Source organism: Ruegeria sp. TASC047 (assembly GCF_059612445.1).
Window position 1 is genome coordinate 1 of the sequence record NZ_JBXWQP010000006.1, and the last position, 16823, is coordinate 16823.

Sequence of the window (16823 nt, forward strand, 5' to 3'; positions counted from 1 at the left end):
GAAACCATCATCTCAATGGATCACAGGCCAATGATGCACTAACAATCAACTTGGACCAGTCAGATGAGGCTGCTCACTAGGTTACCGCCGATGCCAGTTCTGAGGCGGTAATCGAGGTTTCCTTGGTAGAGCGATTGACTTATTGTCCGGCCACGACGCAATCAGCCGGATGAGGATACATGTCGCGTTTTGATGGATATTTCCTGCGGCAATTGCTGGTTTTATTCGGCTTCTTCACCCTTGTCCTGGTGGGTGTGTTCTGGATCACCCGTTCCGTCAGCCTGTTTGACAAGGTCATCAGCGGTGGCCAGTCCGCTATGGTGTTTCTTGAATTCACCGCGCTTACCCTGCCGACGCTGGTTCGTACAGTTATGCCGATGGCGGTATTTGCGGCTGCCGTTTATGCGACCAACAGATTGAGTCGCGAAAGCGAGATGACAGTGATGCTGGCAACCGGGTCAAGCCCGTGGCGACTGGCGCGTGCGGTAGTTTTGTTCGGTGTGATCACCGGTTTGATGATGGCCACCATCAGCGTGTTCCTGCGCCCGGCCTCGGTCCAACAACTGGAATTCCGGCAAGCCGAAGTTGCAGGAGATGTGACAGCGCAGTTGTTGAATGAAGGTGAATTTCTGCACCCTGCCGAAGATGTTACGGTTTACATCGGTGGCATCGATCTGGACGGTACGTTGCACGAGGTGTTCGTATCGGATCGCCGCGACCCGGAAAACGCAGTCAGCTATTCCAGCGTGACAGCCTATCTGGTCAATAACGACGCGGGAATTCATCTGGTGATGGTCGATGGGGTAGCGCTGCGCCTGAACAAAGCGGGCAGGGTTCTGTCCTCGACCCTGTTTCAGGACGCATCATACGACATCTCTGAGCTGACGAACACAAGCCCAATGGCGGATCGCAGCCTCGAAGCCATTCCGACCTCTGATTTGATCTTCGACCGCGATGCGATCTCAAAAACCGAAGGGTTCAGCCAGGGTAAGTTGATCGAAGAATTGCACCAGCGTTTTTCCTGGATAGCTATTTGCATTGCGGTGTCGCTGGCGGGGTATTCGACCCTGATGCTGGGCAGCTTTTCACGGTTTGGATTGTGGCCTCAGATTTTGGGCGCATTTACCATACTTGTACTGCTTGAAGGCGTTCGCGGGTTTGTGTCCCCAGTTGTGATTGATGACCCGAGGCTTTGGGCGCTGCTTTACCTTCCCGCCATAATGGGTGTGCTGATTTCGTGTTGCTTTCTGCTTGTCGCAGGTCGCCCGCTTTTACGGAAACGTGCGCGCGGGTCCGAGGTCATCCCAACACCCGCTTGATTTCAGGCTCGAAGTTCTTCCAGACAACAGCGAATGTCGTCAAATTCCTTGTGATCACCGCGGGCGACCAGATACATCGGCAGCGGCAGGCTTACACTGTCTTCGACCGGTTCGAGTGCCCGCGAAGCAAGATGCTGGGAAATGACGTAATCGGGGAAGTAGCCGCATCCGCCTCTTTGCAGGACATAACGTAGTGCCATCATGCAATTGCCAAGAAACAAGGTCTGCCCCGAGGCGCGTCGCACAGCCGATCTGACGTGATCCTGGTAGATCTCACCAAGTTCAAGGTTGACGAAGACTAGATCTTTTTCTGCTGTTTCTGTTTGCGGGGTTTTGACGAGGGTTAGAAGCTCCGGTTCCAGCTCGTGATAGGTGACACGTCGGTCTGATGGCGTTTCATGCGTGATCGCCACGTCCAGCACATGGGTCGCCACAGCTTCAACCATGTTCAGATCGTGGTCGTAATTCAGTGTCAGCAGCAGTTTGTCAAAGCGCTGTTCGAACCGAACAGCCAGATCCACAAGCAGAGGGTCCCAGATACTAAGCTGACCACCCAACCGAAGTGCCGGGCGGTTTTGTGTCTGCAACGGTAAATCGCGCGACGCGAAGGCCCAAAGGGATAGTATTTGTTCTGCATACGGTTTGAATTGTTGGCCAAACTCGGTCAGCGAAGTGCCACCGGCTCCGCGGGTGAATAGTGGTCTGCCGGTTTCTTCTTCGATCAGATGAATGCGCGCGCTGACGGCCGTTTGAGTCACATTCAGCTTACGGGCAGCGGCATGAAAACCACCTGTTTCAGCCACACATAGAAAAGTTTCCAAGGCTTTGGTCCGCATGTTGAGAGTATTTTTTGATCATTGTGATAAAATCAATTCATTTTTTTGAAGTTGCGACTCGTAATATTGTCGGCTTCGGGAAACACGCCAAAGGATCAGCCATGCTGGACAAAAGCCACAAACCGACCTGGACCAGTTTTGAGAATGCCACCAAGGCCGACTGGGACGCCGTTATGGATTATGAAGAGGCGTATAATGCTGCCTTGCCGGATCGCATTCTGGACGCCATTCGGTCACTGGACGAGGAATGGACACCCTATCCGGTCAACCGGTATCAGCACAGCCTTCAGGCCGCGACCCGGGCTTATGAGGATGGCGCGGAAGAGGAGTTGGTGGTCGCTGCCCTGATCCACGATACCGGCGATATTCTGTCACCCTACAACCATGGAGAGCTGTCAGCGGCGATGATGAAGCCCTATGTCAGCGAGAAAACCTATTGGATACTCAAACACCATTGCGTGTTTCAGGGTTACTACTACAACCACCACCTTGGAGGAGACCGCAACGCTCGCGACAAGTATCGCGACAGCCCCCATTGGGAGGACTGCCGCTATTTCTGCCATGAATACGATCAGAAGGCGTTTGACCCAGACTATCCGACGAAACCGCTGGAGTTTTTTGAACCCATGCTGCGCCGCATCCTGAGCAAGGTCGAAGGCCATATGGAGCTGAACGAAACAGCCGAGGATTAACAGGCGGCCATCAGGCGATAGACAATCTGAGCTGTGGTGAAGTCCCAGGCGGAATTGCCGTCTGGGGCCAGCTCAACCACATCGAAGCCCACGCATCTGCGCCCCTTGAGCGCGTGCTCGACCAGCCGCAGTGCCTGGTAATAGCCCAACCCTCCGGGCACCGGTGTTCCGGTGGCGGGCATCAGCGATGGATCCAGCCCGTCGACGTCGAAACTGACATAGACCAGCTCGGGGAAGTCTGCAGGCAGGTCGACCGAATGGATGTTACCTGTCACCAGTTCCTCGGCATCCACGTGAAAGACGTGGTTTCTCAGTCGGCTTTGGGCCTCTTCAGTTGAAAAAGCGCGAACACCGAACTGGGCGAGCCGAACGCCTTCTTCGGCAAGCAGGTGCATCACTGAGGCGTGAGAGTGTTTTTCGCCCTGATAAGCGTTGCGCAGGTCGGCATGGGCGTCGATCTGGACGATGCCGATGGGTTGGTTTAGCGCACGGGCCACACCTATCACTGCGCCATAGCTGAGGGAATGCTCGCCGCCCAAAGTGACCGGCACTTTTCCAGCCCGAATTGCAGCCTCGGTGCGGTGCGCAAGGCGTTCCATAACCTCGGGCAACGGGCCGTCACAATTCAGCGGTTCTTCGGTGAAAATCCCTTCGACACAGGGCTCCGCGTGACCGGTGATGCGTTCTAGTTCATTACTGGCCTCGATAATTGCTTCGGGGCCTTTTGCCGTGCCGGACCCGTAAGAGACGGTGCGCTCCAAAGGCACCGGGATCACGCGAAAGCGGGCATCTTCGGTGCGTTCGGATGCGGTCAATTCGCTGTCGAGAAAAATGCTCATGAGAGTCTGTCCTTGAAGTCGTCATATCCGAACTGCCGGATGATCTTCAGCTCGTCCGTTTCGCTGTTCCACAGGGCGATTGTGGGCAGGGGGACGCCATTGAAGGTGTTTGTCTTGACCATCGAGTAATGTGCCTGATCGAGGAAGGCAAAACGTTGTCCGATCTCCAGCGGTTTGTCCCAGGTGTAGTCGCCAATCACGTCACCCGCCAGACAGGACGGGCCGCCAAGGCGATAGGTATGGCCTGTTTCGGCCTCATCCATCAGGGCAGGGCGATAGGGGGCCTCGATCACGTCGGGCATGTGACATGTGGCCGAGATATCAGTGATCGCGAGGTGTATGCCGTTGGTCGGCAGGTCGAGGATTTCACCGATCAGAATACCTGCGTCTAGTGCCACTGCTTCGCCGGGTTCGAGGTAAACATCAATGCCATAGGTTTCGCGAATGTCCTTGAGGAAGGCCACCAGCCCGTCGCGGTCATAATCGTCGCGGGTGATGTGGTGGCCACCGCCAAAGTTCACCCACTTGAGTTGATCAAGGTAGGGTTTGAGCTTCGGTTCGATGGCGGTCCACGTGCGTAGCAGCGGTTCGAACCCCTGTTCGCAAAGCGTATGCATGTGCAACCCGTCAACGCCGCCCAAGGTGTCGGCGGTCAGTTGGCTGACCGGTGTGCCAAGGCGCGAGCACGGGGCGCAGGGATCATATTTCGGAACCTCGCCTTCGGAATGTTCCGGATTGATGCGCAGGCCAACCTGCACTTTGGCGGTTTGGGCTTTGGCGAGAAACCGGTCCTTTTGGGCAGGGGAGTTGAAGATGACGTGATCGGACAGCGACAGGATTTCGTCGATATCCGCGTCTTTGTACCCGGCGCAGAAGGTTGCGACCTCACCGCCATATTCCTCGCATCCCAGCCGGGCTTCATAGATACCCGAGGCGCAGGTTCCCACAAGGTGCCGGCGCACCAACGGGGCCAGCGAAAACATCGAAAACGCCTTGAGCGCGCTGAGAACATGCGCGCCGGAGCGGGTTCCGACATCAGCGAGGATTTTCAGGTTCCGTTCAACCGCCTTTTCGTCGACCACAAAGCAGGGGCTGGGTACACGGGAGAGGTCGAAATTGCGGAAGGCGCCGGCGTCACCGGCCTGTGTGGTCATCATGTCGGACATAACCGGCGTCTCCGTTTGGTGGAGAGGCCGGGGGCGCTGCCCCCGGACCCCCGGGATATTTAAGGCCAGATGAAGCTGAAGCGGATCAGAAGGTGACCGGACCGTCAAGTTCGTGGACCTGCCATGGCAGGCCATGTTCGTTCAGCATGTCCATGAAGTCGTCCGGGTCGAGCTGTTCCATGTTCCACACGCCAGGCTCGGACCAGTTGCCTTTCAGCACCTGCGCCGCGCCGATCATGGCGGGGACACCGGTGGTGTAGCTGACTGCCTGGCTGCCGACCTCGGCATAACATTCTTCGTGATCGCAGATGTTGTAGATGTAATAAGTCTTCTCGCCCGAGCCATCCTTGGCCTGACCTGTGGCGATGTCGCCAATGCAGGCTTTGCCCTTGGTTTCCGCGCCCAGATCACCGGGATCGGGCAAAAGGGTTTTCAGGAACTGGATCGGAATGATTTCCTTGCCGTCATGCATCACAGGGTCGATGCGGGTCATGCCCACGTTTTCCAAGACCTTGGCATGCATGATATAGGCGTCACCGAAGGTCATCCAGAAACGGGCACGCTCGATCTCGGGGAAGTGGGTCGAGAGCGATTCCAGTTCCTCGTGATACATCAGGTACATGTTTTTGGGGCCGATGGCGGGGAAATCGAACTCGACCTTGTGGGTCATGGCGGGAGAATGCTTCCATTCGCCGTTTTCCCAATGTCGCACTTCGGCTAGCACTTCGCGCAGGTTGATTTCGGGGTTGAAGTTGGTGGCAAATTCCTGATCGTTCGAACCACCATTGGCATCAAGCACGTCGATCTGGCGGATGGTGTCCAGCTTGTGTTTCTTGAGCCATTTGGCGAAGACGGACGTAACACCGGGATCGAAGCCCGAACCAAGGATGGCGGTCAAACCGGCCGCTTTGAACCGTTCCTGATAGGCCCATTGCCAGTGGTATTCGAACTTGGCCTCATCCTCGGGTTCATAGTTTGCCGTATCCACATAATGAATACCGGCCTCAAGGCATGCGTCCATCAGCACCAGATCCTGATAGGGCAGGGCAAGGTTCACGAGGATTTCAGCACCAGTTTCCTTGATCAGCTTTACGGTGTCTTCGACCTTGTAGGCGTCCAGTTCGGCGGTCGCGATATCAACGCCCACACGGTCTTTCACCGACTTGGCGATCGCGTCGCATTTCGATTTCGTGCGGCTGGCCAGTGTGATTTCGGTGAAGATATCCGAATTCATTGCCATCTTGTGCACGGCAGCGTGGGATACGCCGCCCGCGCCGACAACCAGTGTTTTGCCACTCAAAGTGCCCATGGGGGTGATCTCCTCTCAGGGGTTATTCGTAATAGGTGTAACCGTTGATCGAGTCGCGGTAAGCGCTCATCAGGGTTTTGCGGTCCTTGGCTTTCAAGGTGCCGGTCGAAATCGCCTCATCCACCATTTTGCGGAAGGCGGCGACGCAATCCTGCGGGTCGAACTCGACATATGACAGAACCTGGCTGATCGTGTCGCCCTCTTGTTCGTGCAGCAGGTCAAAGCCGCCATCCGGGCGCAGGTCGATGGTGACCACGTTGGTGTCACCAAAGAGATTGTGCAGGTCGCCCAATGTCTCCTGATAGGCGCCGACGAAGAAGACGCCCATGAAATATTCGTCTTCTTCGGGCAGGGAATGCACCGGCAGGCTGGGGGAAACACCGTCGGCCAGAATGAACCGGTCGATCTTGCCGTCGCTGTCGCAGGTGATGTCGGACAGCACGGCGCGACGGTCGGGGACCTGGTTCAGATATTGCAGCGGCACGATCGGGTGCAGCTGGTCGATGGCCCAGACATCTGGCAGCGATTGGAACAGCGAGAAGTTGCAGTGGTAGATATCCGCAACCTTTTCAAGCTGATCATTCAGATCCGTTTCCAGATCATCTGACGCGGCCAATGCCTTGAGCCGCGCCATCAGCGACAGGTATATCCGTTCGGCCCGGGCCATCTGACGCAGGTCGACATAGCCGCGACGAAACAGGGCGCGCAGCTCGTTACGATAGAAGGTGGCGTCGTTCCAGCATTCCTGTAGGCGGTCGCGAGAGAGGTATCCGTGCACCGCGGCGAGGTCCGAGACCAAGTGGTGGTCATCCGGATCAACCTCGGGGCCATTGGGCGCATCGTAAAGCGTGCTTTCGAGCACGTTGAAGACCAGCATCGAGGACGTCGCCACCACGGCACGCCCACTTTCCGTGACCAGTGTCGGGTGGTCCACCTCTGCCTCGTCCATGGCGTAGGCCACGGTTTCGACGACATTGGCACAGTATTCTTCGACCGTGTAGTTGATCGAGTTTTCGGCGGCTTTCTTTTCGCCGGTGTAATCGACCCCCATGCCGCCACCCAGATCCAGGTGGGTCAAAGGCACGCCTTCGCGCGTAAGCTCGGTGTAATAGCGACAGGCTTCGCCCACAGCACGGCGCACATCGTTGACATCCTGAACCTGGCTGCCCAGATGTGAATGCTGCAGCTTGAGGCAGTGCAGCAACCCTGCGTCTTTCAGCTTGTCTACGGTGGCGATAAGCTGATCGGTGTTCATCCCAAAGGCCGAGCGGTCGCCCGAGCTTTCTTCCCATTTGCCGCTGATCTGGTTGGTCAGCTTCACCCGAACACCGATCAGGGGCTCGATGCCCAGTTCGTTGTAAACTTCGATTACCGTGTCGGCCTCTTTCGGGCTTTCCAGAACGATGACCGTGTTGAACCCGATCTTGCGGCTTAGAATAGCCAGTTGGATGAATTCGGCATCTTTGACACCGTTACACACGATCAGCGCTTCGGGGGCCAGGCGATGCGCCAGCGCAATCACCAGTTCGGGTTTGGAGCCGGCCTCGAGCCCATAGTTGTATTTCTTTCCAAACTCGACGATCCGGTCAACAACCTGCGCCTGCTGGTTCACCTTGATCGGGAATACGCCGCGATAGCTGCCTGTGTAGCCCACGCGCGCAATCGCATCACGAAAGCTCTCGTTCAGATGGGCAATTTCGTGTTCCAGATAAGACGCGACGCGCAGAACCATCGGTGCTTTGATGCCACGGTCGTCCAGATCGCTGAGGATACCGGGCAGGCTGATCGCCGCTGCCTCGGGGGCCATGGGATTGCGCAGACCGATCTCGCCCTGTTCGGTCACCTCGATGAGGCCTTTGCCCCATTTCTCAACTCCGTAGATGGAATGCGGTGCGTCGGGCGTCTGTTTCAATCAAGTCGGTCCTTAACGTAGGGTGCCAGTTTCGCGCCCGCCAATACGGCAGCAGTTTGATTCTTCCAAGTGTAAACTATCTGATTGGGGATTCCGAATGTTACGCGGACGGGTGGATCGGGATCAGATGATTGTCCCATTGGCATTCGGCGCGGGTTCGAACAGTTGGGCGCGCGCCCATCAATGTCCCGAAGGCGCCTGTTCCCGTAGTAAAGACCAACCCGGTCGCCCCGGCCCCAAGCCCGCAGACATCCTCAAGCGCGAAGGCGCCGTTGAATGTGCCGCTGGTTGTGTCGAACTGGTGCAGCGCATTGCCGCGCGGACAGGTTATTGCGATCATATCGGCGTCGGCTGAAAACGCGACGCTGCCAGCGTATCCCTGCAACATGCTTTGTTCGTGATCCGGCGAGGTAAGCAGGCGCGGGGCTTCACCCTGACGATGCAGGCCCAACAGGGGCGGGTGTTCGGACTTGCTGCCCTGCCATTGCATGGCAAAGCCAACAAGACCGTCGCTCCGCACCGCCAGATGGCGGATCGAGTTCTTGTGAAGCTCGTCAGGTAACGACACCTGCTCTTGGATCCTACCCGACAGGGTGAGATAGCTCAGGTTGGGTGCCATCGTCGGCAGGTTCAGCTTTGTGCGCCCGGTTTCGGGGTGGGTTTCGATCCCGCCATTGGCAATCACCAGCGTTTCCCCGTCGGGCATCAGGCACATGTCATGCGGGCCTATTCCGCCAGATGAAAACTCACCCAGACGCGAAAAGCTTTCAGCGTCCCAGACACTGATAATACCTGTCCCGGCTTCGTAGTCGTTCTCGGTGGCATAAAAATACGCGCCATCCGCCGAGAATATGCCGTGGCCATAGAAGTGTCGGCTTTCAGGGGCCTTTAGCTGCGCAATCTGCGCGCCGGTTGCGCAATCGATGACGATGGCAAAGGTGCCCGGACGTCTGGCAAACGCGACCGCAAAGGCCTTGTGCGGATGGGCTGCGGCCGCATGTCCGCGTCCGGGAAGAGGCACGGAGAACACGATTTTCCCCAATGTGCTCAACCCGGCAAGTCGAAAGGACCCGTCGGGAAACAGCCCTGCGGCCAGAAAATCAGGCGAACCGGCCGAGGCCCACCCGCGGACCGGGGAAATCGCGGCTGCGGCAAGACCGGCAAGAAAATGACGGCGTGACGTCATGGGTTAGTCTCCGTCCAGCGAGTTGAATCCTGTGCTGATCCCCAATGTCGGACCCAGCTCGGTCACGGCGATGGTGCGGATATCGTGGATCGACTGTTGAAGCGCCTCGATCCGGAATCGGGCCTGGGGATCTGAAACCCCGGCCAGCGAGGGATCGTCAATGGATTGAGCGTTCTGGATGGCACGTGCAAACGCAGCGTCCAGTTCCGACGCGATTTCGGGGTGATCAAAAGACAGCCGTGCGGCTAAATCTCGCAAGGATATCAGCGACAGTTCTACATGGCGTAAAGACCGCCCGGACCGCCACGCTTCGGCCCGGTTCGGACGGGGGCGGTCAAATGTCCCCATGGGGCGACCCAGCCGAGTGTCAGCCGTGAACTCAAGACCGGTAGCCAAGGCCTTGAACAGCTCCTGCATTGCTTCGTCCTGCGTCCGGTAGCGTCTGTTCTCTTGGGGTTGGGTAAGGCTAGGGGCATAGCTGTGCCAGTCCTGCGCCATCGCGCGGGCATTGGCATCGATATCCGCCGTGATCGCCCTGATCAGCGCGCAGCGATATTCGGCACTACCCTGTTCCGCGTAATTGGGATCAAACAACATCCGTTCGAGGGCAAAGAACCCGCGCCCTGCTATGGACGTTTCGGCATAGGCCTTCGGGCTTTGCACGGCGTCATCCTCGGTTGCGATATGCTGGGACAGGGCTTTGGTGGTGAACCCTTTCGTGTCGGGCCAGAACGCCATGGCGAAAGCGCGGTCATCGACCTCGGTCGGACCAAACCGCAGGTGGCTGGCGGATGTCCAGCTATCGAAAGCCGCATCGTAGGCCGCGCGCAGCGGCGGTGAGGTCGGATCGCACTCAACCAGTGATGCGTTGACTAGTGCGCCTGTCGTTTCCGGGAGCGTGTCGAACCGGGGCAGGATATGGGTTTCAGTCACATCCATCAGGATCGGCCCGCGATCCTGTGCCTGCGCGGCAAGTGGCATGATCAACACTGCAACAAGGGTAAAAATACGCATGGGTCAGAGGCTCTCCAGAAATTGGATCAGGGCATCACGGTCGACTTTGGGTATCGAGACAACAGCGTTGCGGGCAGCTTGCGCTTCACCGCCATGCCACAGGATCGCCTCTAGCAAGGTGCGCGCCCGCCCGTCATGCAGAAATTCTGTGTGGCCAGAGACGCGTTCGGTCAGGCCAACGCCCCACAAAGGCGGCGTGCGCCATTCCCGGCCCGTTGCGCGGGCCTCGGGGCGATTGTCGGCCAGACCTTCGCCCAGGTCATGAAGCAACAGGTCGGTGTAGGGCCATATCAGCTGAAAACTGTGCTCGGGCCGGTCTTCCATCCGATGAGTGACATGTGACGGTGTGTGGCATGACGCGCAGCCGGTTGCATGAAACACCTCTTTCCCGCGGAGGACCCTGGGGTTGTCCATGTCGCGGCGACCCGGCACGCCCAGATTGCGGCTGTAGAAAGCGACCAGGTCCATACCCTGATGATCGATCTCGAAGCCGCGCTCATCATTGTCGCCATGCGGGGCTTTGATGCAGTTCACCTGCACATTGGTGCAATCCCCGTGCGGAGCAGGGTAGAGTGGGTTCGATATGCCGATATCTCCGGCAAAAGCAGCAGCCGATTGCTCCATCACTGTCGGCATCCCTGCCTTGTGACCGAACCGGCCCATCATTGGCGTGTCAAACTCGACCGACCAGACGATATTCGGGCGACCTGATATGCCGTCCCCATCCAAATCGTTAGGGTCGGCCTTGGCAAGCAGGTCTTCGACCGGGATCGCTTCCAACAGGCCAAGCCCGATCATCTGCGGCGCGACCCGTAGGCTTAGCATTGCGTCCGGGTGCAGCGGGCCATAACCCAGATCGGCTGCCTGATAAGTCGGGCGGCGCAATGAGGTGGTTTCACCGTCAGAAAGCTCCACCGGGATTTCTTCGTACGAGATGCCCAGCCGGTATTCCGCTGGATGACCTGCCAGTGCGAAATCCTGCATCTGCCCACCATAGGTAGGCTCGGGCAGAGTGGCGATGTAATCTTCTATCGCTGCATAGCCATCTTCCGACGTGCCGGGGATCGAGACCCGCAGAAACATCGAAACCGCGTTGTCATCGGGCCCGTTTGGCGTGTGTCCGCGCCCATCCTTGATGTGGCAGCGCTGGCACGACCGCGCGTTATAGAGCGGCCCCAACCCGTCAGAGGCGAGCGTCGATGAGGGCGACGAAACCCAGACCTTCTTGAACAGCCCGTTTCCGACTTTGAAATTCAGTTCCTGTTCAAAGCTCAGGTTGTCTGACGGTTGCGAGAACGCATCCGCGTCAGTACGGACCCGAACAGTCGCAGCCCCGGCGGGCAGTTCTTCAAACTGCTGCGGTGCGTTGAAATCCTGGGGCGGTGCTGTGACAACGGCAATTCGGGCACGTTCATCGTCAGTGCGGGGGATGAAGTTCAGATGCAGGTCCTGTAGCTCGGCTGACAGGGAAGGGGTGGCCGCAAAGGCGACCACCGACAGGGCAACAAGGCTATTCGCCTTCGTCCATTTTCGATGCGTTGAGTTGCGCATAATTGGCTTCGCCGATCCTTTCATAGAGGTCGAGCTGCGTTTCGAGAAAGTCGATATGGCCCTCTTCATCGGACATCAACTGCTCGAACAGCGACATCGAGACATAGTCGCCGGCGTCCCGACAATATTCGCGCGCTTCCTTGTACAAGGCCCGTGCATCGATCTCGGCCGCAAGGTCACATTCCAGCGTTTCCTTTGGTGTTTGACCGATCCGAAGCGGGTCCAGCTTCTGAAGGTTGGGGTGGCCTTCCAGAAAGATGATCCGTTCGATCAGCTTGTCCGCGTGGCCCATCTCTTCGATGCTTTCCTCGCGGCTTTTCTTGGCCATGTGGCCAAGCCCCCAGTCTTCCTGCAACCGGTAGTGCAGCCAGTATTGGCTGACTGCAGTCAGTTCATGCCGCAGAGATTTGTTGAGATATTCGATGACTTTTGGATCGCCCTTCATCTGCACTCTCCTGTGATACTGCCGCGCGCAGGGCGCGGAGTTGCATGGGTACTTCGAGATTATCGCTTGACCGCATCGTGTCCAGAAACAGAGGCATGCATCCGCCGCAATCCGCCGATTTTCCAAGAGCACGGTAAACCTTGCCGGGGGTGATGATGGTTTGGGGATCGGCTGTCCGCATCCAGTCGATGGCGGCGCGGATGTCGTGGTCCGAGATGTTGGTGCAGTGGCAGACAATCATGAATGTTGGCTTGGGTTTGTGTGGTTCAAAGGGCTGGCGGGTTAGCGTGCTGAGTGTACCGGGGGCAGGCAAGCCCCCGGCACGCGTTCTTGTTTAGTGGAATACCGCGTCGGGGTTATCCAGACTGTCTGATCCTTCAAATTCAATCTGGTCCAGTTCCAGTGTGGTCACGATGCGCTCGATTGTTTTGGTCTGGTCGATCAGGCCGTTGACGCCGGCCATGATTAGGGTTTCACCGCCTTCGTTGCCGCGTTCCAGCATTTGGTCATAGGCAAACCCTGCTTCCGCGGTCGATTTGATCCTGCCAAGGGCTTGCATCGTGACGGCCAGTTTCGCCTTCATCTCGGCGTCCAGTGCCGGATCAGTTGCGATTACCAGATCGGCCAGCGATGCGCCTGATACAGGTGTGCCATCGATGCGGGTATAGCTGCCCAGATAGACGTTCAGAACGCCCAGTCCATCGTAGTAATGGCTGTTGTGGGTGTTGTCCGAAAAGCAATCATGTTCTTCTTCCGGGTCGTTCAGCATCAGGCCCAGACGCATCCGCTCACCCGCTTGTTCACCGTAAGACAGTGAACCCATACCGGTCAGGATCGCACTGACACCCGTCGTTTCATTTTCCATCAGCGCCGTGCGCGCCGCGCCGCCTTGTTTCCACTGATCGGCCATCCAGGTCAGATCGCTGACCAGCAGGTCGGTTGCGGCGCTCAGATACTGGGCACGACGGTCACAATATCCACCAGTGCAGGTATCGCCGTTTGCATAATCAGTGGCTGGACGGTTGCCTGCACCGGCCCCGTGGCCATTCACGTCCTGACCCCACAGCAGGAACTCGATAGCGTGGTAGCCGGTCGCGACATTGGCTTCGATACCATCAGCTTCGTGCAGGGTTTCGCTCAGCAGTTCCGGAGTAATCTCGCTGGCGTCAATGGTTTCGCCCGACAGTTCGAAGCTGGGGTTGGCGATGACATTCAGAACCGCAAATTCGTTCTCATCCGTCGCGCCACCATAGGCCGCGTCGACATAATCAATCAGACCTTCATCCAGTGGCCAACCGTTTACTTTGCCCTCCCAGTCATCAACGATTGCGTTGCCAAAACGATAAACTTCGGTCTGTTGATAAGGCACACGCGCTGCAACCCATGCTGCCCGTGCCGCAGTCAGGGTCGCGTCCGAGGGTTCGGCAATCAGCGCACCGACTGCGTCCCGCAAAACCTTTGCCGCAGTCAGGCTGTCGTCATACTTGGCTTCGGCAATATCGGCATAGGTTTCCAGAATATCCGCTTTTGTCGGCAGATCACCGGCAAAAGCAAAAGTGGCTGTCGCAAATGTCAAAGCGCTGGCTGTTGCAAACAACTTGGTCATAGGGGTCGATACTCTCTTTTCAGAACTGTCAGATCAGGCGGGTTTGTTCCCGCGGCGGCTTTCGTTGAAATAACTGAGTTAAAAAGTCAACATTGTCAATCTGAGTTTTTTTGTCGGATAATGAAACCGCTGACTCGGTTGCCACTATCCCCATATCTGGCGGGGGTTCGGCCCGGCGGATCACATTATGCGGTACATGTTTCGGGCTAAAATCAGCCAAGTGATTCTTTTTAGGTGGTTTGTTGTTCATGAAGCGCGTGGTTCTGGCCTTGTTCCTGTTTCCTGCGGCACTTGCGGCGCAAGCAACGCAGGTTTCCACGCCTCATCACCATGGTTCGGCCCAGATCGATATTGTGTTTTCTGACACCGGGTTCGCCTTGGCGCTGAGCGTGCCAAGCATGGACATCGTCGGGTTTGAAACCCCGGTTGAAAACGATGACAGCCGCACACGTGTGGCCATAGCAATGTCAAAACTTTCCGACCCGCTAAACCTGTTCGTAACCCCGCCCGAAGCTGGGTGCTCTACGGTGGCCGCCCATGTGGTTCTGACATATGGCATCACACAGCAGAGTGGTGAGGCGAACGCAGTCACAGGCTCCACAACGGCGGAGAGTCACTCGGAGTTTCAGGCGGACTATGTCATTCAGTGTCACGATATGAGTGCGCTGAACATAATCGAGTTCGCCTATTTCACGCAGTTCAGTGGGACCGACCAGCTGAACATCCAGTTGAAAACGGGCGGGGCACAGGGCGCGGTCGACATCACACGCGCGGCACCATATCTCGATCTTCCGCCGGATCGATGAGCGCTGAAATCATAAGGAAAACCAAAAGTGGTGTTTCGGTTTGATGCTTTGGGGATATTGGTAGCGGAGGAGGGACTTGAACCCCCGACACGCGGATTATGATTCCGCTTCATGCTTTCCTCTACTTCTTTCAGGGAAACCTGTTGGGCGCTTGGATATATGGCGCCCAAACCGCTATCGCACTGCTCTTTAAAGAGTTTTTAACAACAGAGCTCCGCTTTTCTGTGATGTTCGCCGCAGAAACCAACGACCTTCTGGGACTGCGTCAACATTTTTGAGGATGGTACAGAAATGGTACAAAATTTGAGGCAAACAACATGCCGACAGAAGCATGCGAAATTGACAGAAGAATTGTGGCGAAGGCCGTGCGTATGGCTGAGGAGGGCACCACCCAACTTCATACGTTCAAAGACTATGGTGGACGTGGATTACACCTGCGCGTTCGAGGGAAGCGCGCTGTCTGGTTGGTAAAGTTCCGACAAAAAACAAAGACAATCGGGCAGCTTTATCCAGATCCTTCGGATATGTCTTTGAGAAGCACTCGGGACGCAAGGCAACTGGCTGCGGACGTTCGATCTGTGATGAAAGCGCAGCCGGAGCATGTCGACAAATACATAAAGTTGAGGCACCAGAACTGTGGTCATTCGGAAGCCCTTGGGCGCTTAGTCGAACCTAAGAAAAGCTGGACTTTGGCTGAATGCTATGAAGTCGCCATTGACGAAAAAAGCTCGTCGCACGCCAAACGACCTATTGCTGAGACGACCAGGAAAGACATGGAGTACGTCTTTTCGTTGGATGCCTGGGGCAAGCTTACCCGGATGCCGGTAACAGAACTGGCGCAAGGTGATGTCGAATCCGTTTGTGATGCCGTGAGAAAAGCCAATGGCCTTTCTACGTCTAACAAGGTTATTGCGTATACAAGATCTAGTGCTGAATTGGTGCGCCAAACATCATTCAGGGGCCAGTGGTCTCTCAGGGCAAACTCCTTGGTGGCGCATGCTGTCGACGCCAGCAATTGTAAAGCCAAAAGTGAGAAGCCCGCAAATCACAGATATTGTGAGAACCCTGGTATTGGCGGAGGAGTATTTGGGCAAACCCCTTCCTGGTCGGAAAATAAGGGCCAATGGTGTCGACTCGCTCACGCTAGGCGGTCTCTGGTGGGTGGTTTTGACTTGCCAAAGATCTGGCGCAGCACTGTCTTTGCTAAAAGATGATTTACTAAAGGAACCTGAACCGGATGAGTGGGGGCGCCACTGGTTACTTGCATCTTGGGATGACGACCAGGTCAAGGGCAAAAAGCGTTTTGTTCTACCGGTTCCGAACAGAGCTTGGACGCATGTGCATAAGTATTTGTCGCTGAGTGCTCAGTATGAAAATGCAGACCTGCTCCTCCCCTCCGCCCATGACATTGAGAAAATTGTGACTGGATCTGGTGCATACAGAGTACTCTACCGATTGTCTGGGAGAGATGCGGACAATGTTCGCAAACTTCGTATGACATCTAGAAAAACAACAAAAAACGACCACTGCGAAGGGAAGCCAGATTTGCTGGCCGAGGCTGGAAACCCCTGGTGGTCATTGCACGATGTTCGACGAACTCTTTCAGATTTCTTGAGTTGCGTTGGCTGCCCCGGCGGGTCGTCAGCCGTTCTGTCGCACGTTCTCAACGATGGAATTATCGCTGGGTTCAATTTGCGAGATCAAGATCTCTACGACCGCCTTAAACAAAGTCCAGCGAAGATTACGTCTAATTCATATCATGCTCATTCACCGTATATGAAGCTAAAGCGAGAGGCGATGCAGCTATGGGTGGATGAGGTGCTGGACGAATATGAGCGACAAAAAATCAGTGCATAACGTGTAGAAGCAAAGAAGTGGGCACGTGCGGTATGCCTCAGCCTCTTGATCACCCCGTTACCGATCTTGCCGTTTGTGAACTTCTGAAGCCGTCAGTGAGTGTTCATGAGAATGGATACGACCGAACCTTCGGTCGTACCTTGCACGTGTTGGCAGCCTACAACTTCGCCCGCAGGCTCAAGACCCTCAACGGGCTTACGCCCTATGAATACGTCTGCAAGATCTGGACTTTAGAGCCAGATCGATTCATCCTAAATCCGATCCACCAAATGCCGGGACTGAACA

General features: G+C 56.5%; 17 protein-coding genes, 1 tRNA gene and 1 pseudogene. 6 read left to right on the plus strand and 13 right to left on the minus strand.

The genetic code is table 11. The annotated features are described in order from the left end of the window. Positions 1-179: 179 nt before the first annotated feature. A complete protein-coding gene (gene lptF / locus AC2FLO_RS00950) occupies positions 180-1319 on the plus strand; it encodes an LPS export ABC transporter permease LptF (protein WP_480587790.1) in 1140 nt (379 codons plus the stop codon). A 2-nt stretch (positions 1320-1321) separates the two neighbouring features. On the opposite strand, the gene AC2FLO_RS00955 is transcribed toward lptF, so the two are convergent. Next, positions 1322-2140, minus strand: a complete 819-nt coding sequence (locus tag AC2FLO_RS00955) for a LysR family transcriptional regulator (RefSeq protein ID WP_496806814.1) — start codon at positions 2138-2140, stop codon at positions 1322-1324. A gap of 116 nt (positions 2141-2256) precedes the next feature. On the opposite strand from AC2FLO_RS00955, the gene AC2FLO_RS00960 reads away from it, so the two are divergent. Beyond that, positions 2257-2847 (plus strand): HD domain-containing protein, encoded by a 591-nt coding sequence (locus AC2FLO_RS00960; RefSeq protein ID WP_480587785.1) that lies wholly within the window; start codon positions 2257-2259, stop codon positions 2845-2847. Here the strand turns inward: AC2FLO_RS00960 and speB are convergent. From speB to AC2FLO_RS01015, 11 genes are all read right to left on the minus strand, one after another. Next, entirely contained in the window at positions 2844-3686 is an 843-nt protein-coding gene (speB, locus tag AC2FLO_RS00965; RefSeq protein ID WP_480910560.1) for an agmatinase, read from the minus strand. The two genes, AC2FLO_RS00960 and speB, sit on opposite strands and share 4 nt — an antisense overlap. Next, on the minus strand, positions 3683-4852 hold the full coding sequence (gene nspC, locus AC2FLO_RS00970; RefSeq protein ID WP_496755090.1) for a carboxynorspermidine decarboxylase: 1170 nt from the start codon (positions 4850-4852) through the stop codon (positions 3683-3685). Before nspC ends, speB begins: the two co-directional genes overlap by 4 nt. 85 nt (positions 4853-4937) lie before the next feature. Beyond that, positions 4938-6161, minus strand: a complete 1224-nt coding sequence (locus tag AC2FLO_RS00975) for a saccharopine dehydrogenase family protein (protein ID WP_496755091.1) — start codon at positions 6159-6161, stop codon at positions 4938-4940. A 22-nt stretch (positions 6162-6183) separates the two neighbouring features. After that, a complete protein-coding gene (gene speA / locus AC2FLO_RS00980) occupies positions 6184-8073 on the minus strand; it encodes a biosynthetic arginine decarboxylase (protein ID WP_496755092.1) in 1890 nt (629 codons plus the stop codon). 100 nt (positions 8074-8173) lie between these two features. After that, positions 8174-9259: a DUF1513 domain-containing protein gene (locus tag AC2FLO_RS00985; protein ID WP_496755094.1), complete on the minus strand. Its 1086-nt coding sequence runs from the start codon at positions 9257-9259 to the stop codon at positions 8174-8176. Between the two features lie 3 nt (positions 9260-9262). After that, positions 9263-10273 (minus strand): imelysin family protein, encoded by a 1011-nt coding sequence (locus AC2FLO_RS00990; RefSeq protein ID WP_496755095.1) that lies wholly within the window; start codon positions 10271-10273, stop codon positions 9263-9265. Positions 10274-10276: 3 nt separating this feature from the next. Then, positions 10277-11824: a di-heme oxidoreductase family protein gene (locus tag AC2FLO_RS00995; RefSeq protein ID WP_496755097.1), complete on the minus strand. Its 1548-nt coding sequence runs from the start codon at positions 11822-11824 to the stop codon at positions 10277-10279. Continuing rightward, positions 11784-12269 carry a bacterioferritin gene (bfr, locus tag AC2FLO_RS01000; protein WP_267365109.1) on the minus strand — a complete coding sequence of 162 codons (486 nt, stop codon included), beginning with the start codon at positions 12267-12269 and terminating at the stop codon, positions 11784-11786. The genes AC2FLO_RS00995 and bfr overlap by 41 nt, the downstream gene beginning before the upstream one ends. Next, positions 12217-12510, minus strand: a complete 294-nt coding sequence (locus AC2FLO_RS01005; RefSeq protein ID WP_480482354.1) for a (2Fe-2S)-binding protein — start codon at positions 12508-12510, stop codon at positions 12217-12219. Before AC2FLO_RS01005 ends, bfr begins: the two co-directional genes overlap by 53 nt. A gap of 93 nt (positions 12511-12603) precedes the next feature. Continuing rightward, entirely contained in the window at positions 12604-13875 is a 1272-nt protein-coding gene (locus AC2FLO_RS01010) for an imelysin family protein (RefSeq protein WP_496755098.1), read from the minus strand. 28 nt (positions 13876-13903) lie between these two features. Then, on the minus strand, positions 13904-14125 hold the full coding sequence (locus tag AC2FLO_RS01015) for a hypothetical protein (RefSeq protein WP_496755100.1): 222 nt from the start codon (positions 14123-14125) through the stop codon (positions 13904-13906). Here AC2FLO_RS01015 and AC2FLO_RS01020 point away from each other — a divergent pair. Beyond that, positions 14124-14681 (plus strand): ZrgA family zinc uptake protein, encoded by a 558-nt coding sequence (locus AC2FLO_RS01020; protein WP_496755101.1) that lies wholly within the window; start codon positions 14124-14126, stop codon positions 14679-14681. The genes AC2FLO_RS01015 and AC2FLO_RS01020 overlap by 2 nt on opposite strands. A 58-nt stretch (positions 14682-14739) precedes the next feature. Here the strand turns inward: AC2FLO_RS01020 and AC2FLO_RS01025 are convergent. Beyond that, positions 14740-14812, minus strand: a tRNA-Leu gene (locus AC2FLO_RS01025). A gap of 186 nt (positions 14813-14998) precedes the next feature. Between AC2FLO_RS01025 and AC2FLO_RS01030 the strand changes: the two genes are divergently transcribed. The 3 genes and pseudogenes from AC2FLO_RS01030 to AC2FLO_RS01040 all read left to right on the plus strand — a co-directional run. Then, complete coding sequence (locus tag AC2FLO_RS01030) at positions 14999-15895, plus strand: hypothetical protein (RefSeq protein ID WP_496755102.1); 897 nt, start codon at positions 14999-15001, stop codon at positions 15893-15895. Next, a complete protein-coding gene (locus AC2FLO_RS01035) occupies positions 15882-16538 on the plus strand; it encodes a hypothetical protein (protein WP_496755103.1) in 657 nt (218 codons plus the stop codon). Before AC2FLO_RS01030 ends, AC2FLO_RS01035 begins: the two co-directional genes overlap by 14 nt. A gap of 149 nt (positions 16539-16687) precedes the next feature. Continuing rightward, positions 16688-16823: pseudogene (locus AC2FLO_RS01040) on the plus strand (IS481 family transposase); the annotation flags it as partial.